The sequence below is a fragment of the Streptomyces sp. NPDC001407 genome, assembly GCF_042895325.1.
Taxonomy (GTDB): Bacteria; Actinomycetota; Actinomycetes; order Streptomycetales; family Streptomycetaceae; genus Streptomyces.
In genome coordinates this window covers 1-13,194 of the sequence record NZ_JBIAWF010000016.1, presented here as the reverse complement: position 1 = coordinate 13,194, position 13,194 = coordinate 1, and the positions used below count along the sequence as shown (strand labels likewise).

Genomic DNA, 13,194 nt, shown 5'->3' with positions numbered 1-13,194 from the left:
CGAGAACTCATGACCTTCGCCACCAACCACCTGCCGGCCGGCAGTGCCGCCGACGGCCCGTACGCCCTGGACATCTGGCCCGAGCAGGCCGGGTGGAGCCACTCCTCGCTGCGCGTCCTCACCCTCTCGCCCGGGTCCACGCACACCTTCACGGCCGGTGACAGCGAGTGGATCGTGCTGCCGCTGGCCGGGGGGTGCACGGTCGCGGTCGACGGGCAGGTCTTCGAACTGCGCGGCAGGAAGAGCGTGTTCGAGGGGGTGAGCGACTTCGTCTACGTGCCGAGGGACGCGCAGGTGACGCTCGACTCCGGCACGGGCGGCCGGTTCGCGCTCGCCGGGGCGCGCTGCGGGAGGAGGCTGACCGCGCGCTACGGCCCCGCCGCCGACGTCCCCGTGGAGCTGCGCGGCACCGGCAACTGCTCGCGGCAGGTCAACAACTTCGCCGCCGCCGGGGTCTTCGCGTGCGACCGGCTCATCGCCGTCGAGGTGCTCACCCCGGGCGGCAACTGGTCCTCCTATCCGCCGCACAAGCACGACGAGCACCACCCCGGCGAGGAGTCGCTGCTGGAGGAGATCTACTACTTCGAGATCGAGGGCGAGGCCGGGCTCGGCTATCAGCGCGTCTCGCCCTCGCGGCCCGGTGGCACGGACGTGCTCGCGGAGGTCCGCAGCGGTGACGCGGTGCTGATCCCCGACGGCTGGCACGGCCCGTCCGTCGCCGCCCCCGGCCACACGATGTACTACCTCAACGTCATGGCCGGGCCCGCGCCCGAACGGGAGTGGCTCATCCGGGACCACCCCGACCACGCCTGGATCAGGGGCACCTGGCCCGGGCAGCCCGTCGACCCCAGGCTGCCGCTCTGCACCGCGGGAGAGGACCGATGACCGCACCCACCCGGCGACTGACCGTCGCCCAGGCCCTGGTGGAGTTCCTCGCCCACCAGTACACCGAGCGCGACGGCGTCCGGCAGCGGCTGATCGCCGCCTGCTGGGGCATCTTCGGCCACGGCAACGTCGCCGGGATCGGCCAGGCGCTGCTGGAGACCGGCGACGCCATGCCCTACCACCAGGGCCGCAACGAACAGGCCATGGTGCACGCCGCCGTCGGCTACGCCCGCCACCGCGACCGGCTCTCCGCCCACGCCGTCACCACCTCGATCGGCCCCGGCGCCACCAACCTCGTCACCGGTGCCGCCCTCGCCACCGTCAACCACATCCCCGTCCTCCTGCTGCCCGGCGACACCTTCGCCACCCGGCCCGCCGACCCGGTGCTCCAGCAGCTCGAACACCCCGGCGCCGGTGACATCTCCGTCAACGACTGCCTGCGGCCCGTCTCGCGCTACTTCGACCGCGTCACCCGCCCCGAGGCGCTGATCCCCGCCGCCCTGGAGGCCGCGCGGGTGCTCGCCGACCCCGTCGAGACCGGTGCCGTCACCCTCGCCCTGCCGCAGGACGTGCAGGCCGAGGCGTACGACTGGCCGGAGGCGTTCTTCGCCGACCGCGTCTGGCGCGTGCGCCGCCCCGTGCCCGACGCCGACGCCCTCGCCGAGGCGGCCGAGGCCGTACGGGCCGCCCGCCGCCCGCTGCTGATCGCCGGGGGCGGCGTGGCGCACAGCGCGGCGTACGACGCGCTCTCCTCCTTCGCGAGCGCCACCGGCATCCCCGTCGCCTGCACCCAGGCGGGCAAGGGCACGCTGAGCCACGACCACCCCTGCGACGTCGGCGGCCTCGGCCACACCGGCACCGCCGTCGCGGACGAACTCGCCCGCACCGCCGACCTCGTCATCGGCGTCGGCACCCGCTACAGCGACTTCACCACCGCCTCCTCGACCCTCTTCGCCGCGCCCGGGGTGCGCTTCGTCAACCTCAACATCGCCTCCTTCGACGCCCACAAGCTCGCCGCACTGCCCCTGGTCGGCGACGCGCGGGCCGGCCTTGAGGCACTGGGCGAGGCGCTGCCGGGCCACCGCGTGCCCGAGGAGTACGCGCGGGAGTGCGCCCGGGGGAAGGCCGCCTGGGACGAGGCCGTCACCCGCGCCTTCTCCTGCCCCGACGGCGACGCCCGCCCCACCCAGGCCCAGGTGCTCGGCGCGCTCGACCGCCTCGTCACCCCCGCGGACGTGATCGTGAACGCCGCCGGCTCGCTCCCCGGCGACCTCCACAAGCTCTGGCGCGCCCGCGGCCGCCGCGACTACCACCTCGAATACGGCTACTCCTGCATGGGCTACGAGATCCCCGCCGCGATCGGCGTCCGGATGGCGAGCCCCGACCGCCCCGTCTGGGCGCTCGTCGGCGACGGCACGTATCTGATGATGCCGACCGAGCTGGTGACGGCCGTGCAGGAGGGCATCGCCATCAAGCTGGTGCTGCTCCAGAACCACGGCTACGCCTCCATCGGCGGCCTCTCGGACGCCGTCGGCGGCGAGCGCTTCGGCACGGCCTACCGCTTCCGGGCCGCCGACGGCACGTACACCGGAGACCCGCTGCCCGTCGACCTCGCCGCCAACGCAGCCTCCCTGGGGATGTCGGTGCTGCGCGCCCGGACGGTCCGCGAGCTGGAGGAGGCGCTGACCCGGGCGCGCGCCGCCACCGTCCCCACATGTGTCTATGTGGAGACCGAAAGGGCCGACACAGTGCCGGGCGCGCCCCCTGCCCAGGCGTGGTGGGATGTGCCTGTCGCCGAGACCGCCGGCCGGCCCGCGGCCGTCGCCGCCCGGAAGGAGTACGAGCGGCAGGTGGCGGCCCGGCGTCGTCACCTCTGAGCGGGCTCGACGAAGTCCGGTGCGGTTCGTCGGCGCCCCGAAGGGGCGCGGGGCTGTGACGTTGTGCGGCTCCGCCGCGTGGCGCGACCAGCCACGAACCACCCGCGGATGACCGGCGGAGCGCCTCGCACCGCCAGTAAGAAGCCCCCCGTTCCAGAAGGGTTCTGTGCAGATGAAGACCGTCAACCACTGGATCGGCGGCAAGGCCGTCGAGGGCACCTCCGGCACGTTCGGGCCGGTCACCGACCCCGCGACCGGGGAGCGGACGACGCGGGTCGCCTTCGCCTCCGTCGAGGAGGTCGACGCCGCCGTGGCCGCCGCGAAGGAGGCGTTCGCCACCTGGGGCACCTCCTCGCTCGCCGCCCGCACCGCCGTCCTCTTCCGCTACCGCGCGCTCCTGGACGGCCACCGCGAGGAGCTCGCCCGGCTGATCACCGCCGAGCACGGCAAGGTCCACTCCGACGCGCTCGGCGAGGTCGCCCGCGGCCTGGAGATCGTCGAGCTGGCCTGCGGGATCACCACGCAGCTCAAGGGCGAGCTGTCGTCCCAGGTGTCCAGCGGCGTCGACGTCGCCTCGATCCGGCAGCCGCTCGGCGTCGTCGCGGGCATCACGCCCTTCAACTTCCCGGCCATGGTGCCGATGTGGATGTTCCCGCTGGCCGTCGCCTGCGGGAACACCTTCGTCCTCAAGCCGAGCGAGAAGGACCCCTCGGCCGCCTTCCTGCTCGCGGAGCTGGCCGCGGAGGCCGGCCTGCCCGCCGGTGTCCTCAATGTGGTCAACGGCGACAAGGTGGCCGTCGACCGCCTCCTGGAGCACCCCGACGTCGCGGCCGTCTCCTTCGTCGGCTCCACCCCGATCGCCCGGCACATCCACACCGTGGCCACCGCCCACGGCAAGCGCGTCCAGGCACTCGGCGGCGCCAAGAACCACATGCTGGTGCTGCCCGACGCCGACCTCGACGCCGCCGCCGACGCCGCGGTCTCCGCCGCGTACGGCTCCGCGGGCGAGCGCTGCATGGCCATCTCCGCCGTCGTGGCGGTCGGTGCCACCGGCGACGAGCTCGTACAGAAGATCGTCGACCGCGCCGCGAAGATCAAGATCGGGCCGGGTGACGACCCCACGTCCGAGATGGGCCCCCTCATCACCAAGGCGCACCGCGACAAGGTCGCCTCCTACGTGGAGGGCGCCGCCGGGCAGGGCGCGCGGGTCGTGCTGGACGGCACGGGCTTCACCGTCGAGGGCCACGAGAACGGCCACTGGATCGGCCTGTCCCTCCTCGACCACGTCGGCACCGACATGGACGCCTACCGCGACGAGATCTTCGGCCCGGTGCTGTGCGTGCTGCGCGCCGACACCTACGAGGACGGGCTGGCCCTGATCAACGGCTCGCCGTGGGGCAACGGCACCGCCATCTTCACCCGCGACGGCGGGGCAGCGCGCCGCTTCCAGCTGGAGGTCCACGCGGGGATGGTCGGCGTGAACGTCCCGATCCCGGTGCCGGTGGGCTACCACTCCTTCGGCGGCTGGAAGGACTCCCTCTTCGGCGACCTGCACATCTACGGCAACGACGGCGTGCAGTTCTACACCCGCGGCAAGGTGGTGACCACGCGCTGGCCGGACCCGTCGGACGGCGGCGTCGACCTGGGCTTCCCGAGCCACAAGTAGGGGGCCCGGACGCGCCGAAGTCCATGCGAAACCGCGCCCCGTAAGGGGCGCGGGGCTGCGACGTCGTGCGGCTCCGCCGCGCGGGCGCGACCGGCCACAGCCGGCCCGCAGCGGCAAACCGGACCTCCAGCGGAGCGGAACCGCACCTCCGGTTCGTCCGGGCATGATCGTAAGCTCGGGGTATGACCTGGTCGAGTGCCCTGAGAGAGACCGCACGGGCCGGGCTGACCGTGGAGCGCACCAAGCTCACGCCCCTCGTCGCCGTGCGCGGCGCCGCCGGGGTCGCGATCGTGATCGGGCTGATGCTGTGGCTGGGGAACCCCACCCTCGCCGTCTCCTCCGCGTTCGGCGCCTTCGCCTCGGGCCTGGCGACGTTCCAGCGCAGCTGGCGGCCGCGGCCCGTGCTCGCCCTCGCGGTGGCGGTGGGCCTGGCGATCAGCACGTTCCTGGGCTACGTCGCGGCCGCCGACCACGTGCTGTTCGCCACGTTGCTGACGGTGTGGACCCTGCTGGCCGGCATGGCCTGGGCGGCCGGGCCGGTGTCCGGGCTGGTCGCGACGCAGACCATCGCGGTCATGCTGGTCACGGTCACCCTGCCCACGTCGCTGCTCGGCGCCCTGGAGCACGCCGGGCTCATCGCCTTCGGCGGTCTGGTGCAGGCCGCGCTGATCGTGCTGCTGCCCATCCGGCCCTGGGGCGCGCAGCGCGACGCGCTCGCGGACGCGCTGGCCGCCGAGGCGGACTACGCGCGCAGACTCCGCCACGACCCGATGGCCCGCTTCGACCCGCAGCCGCTGATGGACGCGCGCGAGGCCGCCGAGCTGACCCCACGTCAGGCCCGGAACCGGCCGCGCCAGCTCGCCGGCCCGCGCGGTGTGGCCGAGAGCATCCGGCCGGTGCTCGCCTCGCTCGCCGACCCCGTGCTGGGCGCCCCCGCGGAAGGGCCCGAGCGCGACCGGGCCCGCGATCTGCTGGCCGCCGCCGGGGCCGTCCTGGACGCCGTCGCCCGTGCCATCCGCTGGGGCAAGCCGGTGCGGCTGCCGGCGGAGGCGATGGCGGCGCTGGAGGTGCCCGCGTCGGGGCCGATGCTCAAGGGCCCGGCACGGCGGTCCGCGTACCGCCTGATCTCGCTGCTCGGCGACGCCGTCGACGCCACCGACGAACCGGTCCGCACCACGCCCCCGCAGGGTGGGCAGGAGCACCCGCACCTGCCGCGGCCCTCGGTGCCCCGCCTCGCGCCGCTCGTGCTGAGCGCCGTGCGCCGCGAGGCGCGCTGGTCGTCGCCGGTCGGCCGGCACGCGGTCCGCACGGCGGTGGTCGTGCTGGCCGGTTACGTGCTGGGCACCGCGCTGCCGCTCGGGCACGGCTACTGGGCGCCGATGACCTCCGTGATGGTGATGCGGCCGGACTTCGGGCAGACCTACTCCCGGGGCGTCGCCCGCTTCGCGGGGACCGTCGTCGGCGTCCTGCTCGCCGGCGCGCTGGTCGCCGTGGCCCACCCGGGGGAGTGGGTGAACGCGGGCCTCGCCGTGCTGTGCATCGGCCTGATGTATCTGCTGATGCGCACCGGTTACAGCGTGGCGTCGGCGTGCATCGCCGCCTATGTCGTCTTCCTCCTGGGCATCGCGGGCGGGAGCTGGTCGCAGACCGTCCAGGCGCGGGTGGCCCTCACCCTGCTCGGCGGACTGCTCGCGATGGCCGCGTACGCGCTCTTCCCGACCTGGGAGACGCCCCGGCTGCGCGACCGCCTCGCCGACTGGCTGACCGCCAACGGCCGTTACAGCCTGGCCGTGCTCAAGGCGTTCGGCAGCCCGTCCGAGCGCCGCCCGCGCCGGGTGCGCGAGGCACTGCTGGCCTCGCGCTCGGCCCGTACGGCCTGGGACGAGGCGGCGGCCCGCGCCCTGACCGAGCCCGTACGGCACCGGGGCCTGTCCCGTACGAAGGAGCGCGCGGCGGACGCGGCGCTCGCCACCATGGGCCGGGCCACCATGCTGATGGAGGCCCACCTCCCGGACCGCGACGCCGAACCCTCCAAGGGCGCCGAAGCCTTCGCCGCCGCCCTCCAGGAGGCCCTCCCCGCCGCCGCCGCGGCCGTACGCGAACGCTGCTCCCTCGACTGGACGGGCCCCCGCGCCGCCCTCACCGCCTGGCAGGCGGAGGTCGGCGACGAGGGAGTCGCCGTCCGCGGCGCGGACCTCCTCATGGACGCCCTCGACGACCTCGCCGAAGCCCTCTCCCCGGGCCCCGGCGGCCGCAACAGGGCGACGCGGAGGCCGTGAGGGGGGCCCAGCCTGACGGTACGGTGGCCGGGACCACCCCGTTCGCAACGGAGGACACCGTGAGTGCGCAGCCCGACGGTCCGTACGGCCCGCTGATCCCCATGCCGGAGCTCACGCCGGACGCCTTGCGGGCAGCGGTCGCCCGGATCGCCCCGAGCAGGATCCCCGACCTCACCCAGCACCTGTTCGAAGCGACGACGAACGCGCAGCAGACGCAGAGTCTCGCCCCGCTCCGGACCTTCGTGCACCACTGGGCCGTGTTCATCGCGATCGAGCGCCACCCCGAGCGCGCGGCCCGCTTGCGCGAACTGGAGGACGCAGCGCGGACCGCGGAAACCAAGGACGCGCTCCGGCCGTTGCTCGCCGAGATCCGCCAGATCTTCCGGACGGCGGAGACCGAGGCGGGGCTGTGAGCGACTGGTCCTGGGAGTACGACCCTGACGAGGAGCACGTCTCGGCGGGTCTTCCGCCCGGTGTGATGGCCGAGGTGGAGCGATTGGCCACCGAACTCGCCGCACTCGGGCGGGACGCCGAGAAGGTCGGCAGGTCTCCGAGGCCCGAGGGCGGCGTGCGGCACTTCGACTTCCTCGGCGGACGCGGCTTCCTCAGCTTTCTGGTCGTTCCTCGCCACTGCTGCGTGTACGTCTGCGACATCACCTGGTACGGCTGACGCGGCGGGTCGCTCCGGCCTGGGCCGGAGTCCCGCTCCCCGCTACCGCGTGAACAGCCGTTCCAGATAAGCGTCGAGCAGGTGCAGGGTCTCCTCCCGGGAGGAGACGTCCAGGAGCGCGTGGGTGGTCAGGCCGTCGGACAGGGCGATCAGGAGCATCGCCTCCGCGTCCGGGTCGCGGTCCGCGGCGATCTCGCCCCGGGTCATGCCCTCGCGCACCTGGCCGGCGAAGAAGGCCCGCAGTGCCGGGATGCCCTCCTTGGCGTGGGTGCGCAGGCGTTCGTCGTGGAGGGCGCGGACGAAGTAGGCGATCTGCACCAGATTGCCGGTGCGGCTCGCCTCGTCCAGGGGCAGGATCTCCACGATCGTCTCGCGCAGCACCTCGCGCGGCGAGGGCGCGGCGGGCAGTGCCTCCAGCCGCGCGGCCACCCGCCGCGTCGCGAGCTCGCTGATGTGGCCGAGGGCGAAGACGAGCATGTCGTCCTTGCTGGCGAAGTAGTGCTGCAACTGCCCGAGCGAGATGCCCGCCTCCGCCGCGACGTCGCGCAGGCTCGCGCCGTCCAGGCCGCGCTCGCACGCGATCCGCCAGAGGGCCTCCGCGATGGTTCTGCGGCGCTCCTCGTGGTCCACGCGCTTGGGCACGTCCGCCACCCCTCACTTTTACGGGTCGGTTGTATTGCTATAGCTTAGCGGTTGCCAGTACGACTGACTTGGAAAGAAGCGGGGGCAGCGATGGCCGCACGACGGCACCGTCCACAGGTCAGGCTCCGGCCGCCACGCCACGGCGTCGATCCCCGGGCGCGGCGCTGGTGGACCGTGCAGGCGGTGCTCACTGTCAGCGGCCCGCTGCTGCTCGTCGCCCTCGCGCTGCTCGTGCTGTCGCTGCTCTTCTTCCCCGGCGCCCTGCCGTGGCTCGCGCCACTCGTGGCCTGTGCGCTCGTGCTGCCCGCCGTCGGCTATCTCCTCGTCATGCCCCGGCTGCGGTACCGCGTCCACGCCTGGGAGCTCGGCGAGCACGCGGTCTACGCCGCCGGCGGCTGGTTCCGGCAGCAGCGGCGGATCGCCCCGCTGTCCCGGGTGCAGACCGTCGACACCGTACGCGGGCCCCTGCAGAGGTCGTTCGGGCTCGCCACGGTCACCGTCACCACCGCCTCCACGGCGGGCGACGTGAAGATCGCCGGGCTGTCCGACGCCGACGCCCGGCACCTGGCCGAGCGCATCACGGACGCGGCGCGCCTGATACCCGGGGACGCCGCATGACCGCCGGCTGGCGCACCCTCGACGCCCGGACCCTCGTCCTGCACTGCACCTGGATGGGCGCGCCGCTCGGCTCGCTCGCCCTCACCGCGCTCGCCACCGGCGGCCGCCTCGACACCCGCGCGTGGATCACCCTCGCCGTCATCGGCACCGTCTTCGCCGTGCTCACCGTGGCCGGGCTCATCACCTGGCGGCGCACCCGCTTCCGTGTCACCGCGGACTCCTTCGAGCTGCGGACCGGCCTGTTCACCCAGAGCCTCCGCTCGATACCGCTGAGCCGGATCCGTACGGTCGACGTCACCGCCAACCTCGTGCAGCGCGCACTCGGCCTCGCCGTGCTGCGTGCCGGCACCGGCGGCCAGGGCGCGCGGCTGGCCCTGGAGGCCCTCGCCCGCCCCGAGGCCGAGCGGCTGCGCACCGAACTCCTCGCCCGCGCCGGGGCGCGCGACGCCGACGACCCCGTGCTCGCCGTCGCCGACCCCCGCTGGCTGCGCTACGCGCCGCTGACCTTCTGGGTGTTCGGCGGGGTCTTCGTCGCGGCCGGCACGGTGTGGCGGGTGCTCGACGGGATCGGCGTCGAGCCGTGGCGCATCGGCTTCGTGCGCCACGCCTTCCAGGAGTTCGGCAACAGCGCCCTGTGGATCACCGTGCCCCTGGCCGTACTCGCCGTGACCGCCCTCGGCGTCGTGGGGGCCGTCGCGCTGTACGCCGAGAACTGGTGGAAGTACCGCCTGGAATGGGACGGTTCGAGCATGCTGCGGGTCCGCCGTGGCCTGTTCACGACCCGCTCCGTCTCCATCGAACGCGCCCGCCTGCGCGGCGTGACCCTCTGCGAACCGCTCATGCTGCGCGCCGGCGGCGGGGCGAGCGTGCGGGCCGTGGCCGGTGGCCTCGGCAACCGCGAGGAGAACCGCAGGCGCAGCGTCGTCATGCCGCCCGCGCCCCGCGCCGAAGCGCTGCGCGTGTGCGCCGATCTGCTGGGCGAGGGCGGGACGGCCACCGGCATCACAGGGCTCACCCCGCACCCGCGCGTCGCCCTGCGCAGGCGGATCGTGCGCGCCCTCCTCTGGTGCGTCCTGCCCCCGGCCCTGGCCCTGGCCGTGCTCGGGTGGCTGCTCACGCCCGTGCTGCTGTACTGCGCCGCGGGCTACGTCCTGCTCGCCGCCCCCGTCGCGTACGCCCTCGCGCGCAGCGCGTACCGCGGGCTGGGGCACGCGGTGCGCGGGCGCCATCTGGTCGTGCGGGCGGGCACGTTCGGGCGGCAGACGGCCGTGCTCGACCGGCGGGCTGTCCTGGCCTGGACGTTCACGGACAACCCGTTCTCGCGGCGGGCCGGCGTGGTCACGCTCACGGCCGCGGTCGCGGCGGGTGAGGAGGGCTACCGCGTCCGCGACATGGCGGCGGCGGACGCGGCGGGCTTCGCGGAGTCGGCCGCGCCCGGCATCGTGGCGGAGTTCCTCGCGTAAAAAATCCCGCACAAAAAATTTCTCTCCCTTTTCTGTTATCCCGCGCGTCGCCCCACGTCTCCTATGTGTCGGACCGAACGGAAAAGCGAGAAGGGGTGGCGCGGCGTGAACAGTGACAGCGTGGCCGTGGTCGAGGCGGCGCGGGCCGGGGACCAGGCGGCACAGGACGAGCTCGTCGCCGCCTGCCTGCCGCTCGTCTACAACATCGTCGGACGGGCCCTCAACGGTCACGCCGACGTCGACGACGTGGTCCAGGAGACGATGCTGCGGGTCATCAACGGCCTGGACGAGCTCCGGGACCCCGCCCGCTTCCGCTCCTGGCTCGTGGCCATCACGACCAATCAGATACGCAGCCACTGGCGGGCCCGCCCCGAGGCACCCGTCAGTGGCTTGCAGGAGGTCGCCGAAGTCCCCGACCCGCGCGCGGACTTCGTCGACCTGACCATCGTGCGGCTGGGCCTCCAGGGCCAGCGCAGGGAGGTCGCCGAGGCGACCCGCTGGCTCGACGAGGGCGAGCAGACCGTGCTGTCCCTGTGGTGGCTGGAGGCGGCGGGCGAGCTCACCCGCGCCGAGGTCGCCGCCGCGCTGGAGCTCTCGCCCGCGCACACCGCCGTCCGCGTCCAGCGCACCAAGGAACAACTGGACACCGCCCGCGGCGTCGTACGCGCCCTCGGCGCCGCACCCCGCTGCCGCGAGCTCGCCGACCTCGTGGCCCCCTGGGACGGCGCGCCGTCCGCGCTGTGGCGCAAGCGCATCGCCCGGCACGCGCGCGCCTGCGGGGCGTGCGGGGGATCCTGGTCCGCGCTGGTCCCCGCCGAGCGGCTGCTAGTCGGCCTCGGCCTGGTGCCGGTGGCGGGCGCGCTGCTCGGCTGGTGGGGCGGCGGCGCGGTCCTGCGCACCCAGTCGGTCTCGGCCTCGGCCCCGGCCTCCGCCTCCGTGCCGGGCACCTCCCGCGCCGCCCGCCGCCGCGCCGGTGGCGGCCGTACGCACGGCCACCGCGCCGCCTCCCGGCCCCGCACCGTTAAGCGGGCGGCCGCCGGAGCGGCGGCCCTGGCCGTCGTCGCGGGCGGCGTGCTGGGCGGCCTCTACCTCTTCACCGATTCCACGGACCGCACCGACCGGCCGGTCTCGGCCGGGGACGAGATACCCACCCAGGTGAAGGCGCTCGACGCCTCCACCGGCGCGCTGCCCCCGAGCGCCTCCCCGTCGCCCTCCGCGAGCGCCGGTGCTTCCCCGAAGGCCAGCGCGTCCGCGTCCGCCTCGGCCTCCGCCCCCGCGAGCACCCCGGCCGAGGAGTCGCCCGAGCCGAAGAAGGCGGACCCCACCACCGACCGCCCTGCCCCGAAGGCCCCTCCGGCGCCCAAGCCGGCCGGCGGCTCCGGTGGCGGCTCGCTCGGGCAGCAGGTCACCGACCTCGTCAACGCCGAGCGCGCGAAGGCCGGTTGCTCGCCCGTCACCGAGAACGGCACCCTGGACCGGGCCGCGCAGGGCCACTCCGACGACATGGCCGCCCGCAACTTCTTCGACCACACCAACCCCGACGGCGCCGGCCCCGGCGACCGCATCACCGCCGCCGGGTACCACTGGAGCACGTACGGCGAGAACATCGCCTACGGGCAGCAGGACCCCGCCTCCGTCATGGACTCCTGGATGCACAGCGACGGACACCGGCGGAACATCCTCAACTGCTCCTTCAAGGAGATCGGCGTCGGCGTCAACCACGCGCCCGGCGGCCCGCGGTGGACCCAGGTGTTCGGGGCGCGCTGACGCGGCCGCCCGCGCCGGACAGCGATCGTCGATGCCGGAGCCTGTCTCGATAGGTTCCGGCTATATACGATGCGCGGGTGCAGTTCCAGCAGCTCCGCTACTTCGCCACCCTCGCCGAGATCCGCCACTTCACGCGGGCGGCGGACGCGCTGCACGTCGCCCAGCCGTCGCTCTCCCAGCAGATCCGCGCCCTCGAACGGGAGCTGGGCGCCGAGCTCTTCCACCGGGCCCGGGGCAACATCACGCTCACCGACGCGGGCGAGGTCCTGCTGCCGCTCGCCCGGCAGATCCTCGCGGACACCGAGACGGCGCGCCGCGAGGTCCAGGAGGTCGTCCAGCTGCGGCGCGGCCGGGTGCGGCTCGGGGCGCCGCCCAGCCTCTGCGCGAGCCTGGTCCCCGACGTGCTGCACGCGTATCACGCGCGCTACCCCGGCATCGAGCTCGTGGTGGACGAGGGCGGTTCCCAGGACCTCGTCCGCACCCTCGCCGCCGGTGAGCTCGACCTCGCGCTGATCATCACCCCGCTGCCCGTCGGCGGCCCCGCCCTGGCCACCACCGAGCTGCTGCGCGAGGACCTCGTCGTCGTCACCGCCCCCTCGGCGCCCCCGCCCACCCGGCGCCGCGCCATCCGGGTGGCCGAACTCGCCGACCGGCCCATGGTGATGTTCCGGCGCGGCTACGACCTCCGCGAGATCACCACGGCGGCGTGCCGGGCGGCCGGTTTCGAACCGTCCTTCACCGTCGAGGGCGGCGAGATGGACGCGGTCCTCGGCTTCGTCCGCGCCGGCCTCGGCCTCGCGGTGGTCCCAGGCATGGTCGCCGCCCGCTCGGGCCTGCGGGTCACGCCGTTCGAGGGGACGCGGATGCGGCGGACGATCGCGGTGGCGCACCGCAAGGACGTGGCTCCGCCGCGGGCTGCGCGGGAGTTGCGGGGGGTGTTGCTGGAGCACTTGGGTGGGGCCGGGTAGTGGGTGCGGGTCCGTTGCCTGTGGCCCGCAGGTGAGGAACCCACGGTTCGTGAAATCCAGCCCGTCCGGCGTTTGAGGACACCGCGCGGAGCGCGGTTCGGGGTCTGGGGCGAAGCCCCGGTTTCGGGAAGGGGTGGGTAGGGGAAAAGCCCGCCGCAGGCGCAGGGGTCCGGGGCGGAGCCCCGGTCAGCCACCCAGCCCACCCCCCCCCCCCCCCCCCCCCCCCCCCCCCCCCCCCCCCCCCCCCCCCCCCCCCCCCCCCCACCCCCCCCCCCCCCCCCCCCCCCCCCCCCCCCCCCCCCCCCCCCCCCCCCCCCCCCCCCCCCCCCCCCCCCCCCCCCCCCCCCCCCCCCCCCCCC

The 13,194-nt window shown here is 74.7% G+C and carries 11 protein-coding genes; 10 read left to right on the top strand and 1 reads right to left on the bottom strand.

What is annotated here, in order from left to right; genetic code table 11:
- Positions 1-9: 9 nt before the first annotated feature.
- The 6 genes from iolB (at position 10) to ACFY1P_RS21875 (ending at position 7,377) form a co-directional block, all read left to right on the top strand.
- Positions 10-885 (top strand): 5-deoxy-glucuronate isomerase, encoded by an 876-nt coding sequence (iolB, locus tag ACFY1P_RS21900; protein WP_390751636.1) that lies wholly within the window; start codon positions 10-12, stop codon positions 883-885.
- Positions 882-2,762, top strand: a complete 1,881-nt coding sequence (gene iolD / locus ACFY1P_RS21895) for a 3D-(3,5/4)-trihydroxycyclohexane-1,2-dione acylhydrolase (decyclizing) (RefSeq protein WP_390751635.1) — start codon at positions 882-884, stop codon at positions 2,760-2,762. Before iolB ends, iolD begins: the two co-directional genes overlap by 4 nt.
- A 172-nt stretch (positions 2,763-2,934) precedes the next feature.
- The gene (locus tag ACFY1P_RS21890) at positions 2,935-4,428 is read left to right on the top strand and encodes a CoA-acylating methylmalonate-semialdehyde dehydrogenase (RefSeq protein WP_390751709.1); all 1,494 of its coding nucleotides are present in this window, start codon (positions 2,935-2,937) and stop codon (positions 4,426-4,428) included.
- 182 nt (positions 4,429-4,610) lie between these two features.
- A complete protein-coding gene (locus tag ACFY1P_RS21885) occupies positions 4,611-6,707 on the top strand; it encodes an FUSC family protein (protein WP_390751634.1) in 2,097 nt (698 codons plus the stop codon).
- Between the two features lie 59 nt (positions 6,708-6,766).
- Positions 6,767-7,120 (top strand): hypothetical protein, encoded by a 354-nt coding sequence (locus ACFY1P_RS21880; protein ID WP_361532331.1) that lies wholly within the window; start codon positions 6,767-6,769, stop codon positions 7,118-7,120.
- Complete coding sequence (locus ACFY1P_RS21875; protein ID WP_361532334.1) at positions 7,117-7,377, top strand: hypothetical protein; 261 nt, start codon at positions 7,117-7,119, stop codon at positions 7,375-7,377. Before ACFY1P_RS21880 ends, ACFY1P_RS21875 begins: the two co-directional genes overlap by 4 nt.
- 42 nt (positions 7,378-7,419) lie before the next feature.
- Here the strand turns inward: ACFY1P_RS21875 and ACFY1P_RS21870 are convergent, their stop codons facing one another.
- Entirely contained in the window at positions 7,420-8,019 is a 600-nt protein-coding gene (locus ACFY1P_RS21870; RefSeq protein WP_390751633.1) for a TetR/AcrR family transcriptional regulator, read from the bottom strand.
- 90 nt (positions 8,020-8,109) lie between these two features.
- On the opposite strand from ACFY1P_RS21870, the gene ACFY1P_RS21865 reads away from it, so the two are divergent.
- From ACFY1P_RS21865 to ACFY1P_RS21850, 4 genes are all read left to right on the top strand, one after another.
- On the top strand, positions 8,110-8,637 hold the full coding sequence (locus tag ACFY1P_RS21865; RefSeq protein WP_361532340.1) for a PH domain-containing protein: 528 nt from the start codon (positions 8,110-8,112) through the stop codon (positions 8,635-8,637).
- A complete protein-coding gene (locus tag ACFY1P_RS21860; protein WP_390751632.1) occupies positions 8,634-10,100 on the top strand; it encodes a PH domain-containing protein in 1,467 nt (488 codons plus the stop codon). Before ACFY1P_RS21865 ends, ACFY1P_RS21860 begins: the two co-directional genes overlap by 4 nt.
- 105 nt (positions 10,101-10,205) lie before the next feature.
- The gene (locus tag ACFY1P_RS21855; protein ID WP_390751631.1) at positions 10,206-11,867 is read left to right on the top strand and encodes a sigma-70 family RNA polymerase sigma factor; all 1,662 of its coding nucleotides are present in this window, start codon (positions 10,206-10,208) and stop codon (positions 11,865-11,867) included.
- Positions 11,868-11,944: 77 nt separating this feature from the next.
- A complete protein-coding gene (locus tag ACFY1P_RS21850; protein WP_361533632.1) occupies positions 11,945-12,835 on the top strand; it encodes a LysR substrate-binding domain-containing protein in 891 nt (296 codons plus the stop codon).
- The last annotated feature ends 359 nt before the right edge of the window (positions 12,836-13,194 follow it).

Bases quoted from the DNA above. Each gene is read 5' to 3' on its own strand.
- ACFY1P_RS21890 (WP_390751709.1), top strand. From the start codon at position 2,935: ATGAAGACCGTCAACCACTGGATCGGCGGCAAGGCCGTCGAGGGCACC.
- iolD (WP_390751635.1), top strand. From the start codon at position 882: ATGACCGCACCCACCCGGCGACTGACCGTCGCCCAGGCCCTGGTGGAG.
- iolB (WP_390751636.1), top strand. From the start codon at position 10: ATGACCTTCGCCACCAACCACCTGCCGGCCGGCAGTGCCGCCGACGGC.
- ACFY1P_RS21860 (WP_390751632.1), top strand. From the start codon at position 8,634: ATGACCGCCGGCTGGCGCACCCTCGACGCCCGGACCCTCGTCCTGCAC.
- ACFY1P_RS21885 (WP_390751634.1), top strand. From the start codon at position 4,611: ATGACCTGGTCGAGTGCCCTGAGAGAGACCGCACGGGCCGGGCTGACC.
- ACFY1P_RS21865 (WP_361532340.1), top strand. From the start codon at position 8,110: ATGGCCGCACGACGGCACCGTCCACAGGTCAGGCTCCGGCCGCCACGC.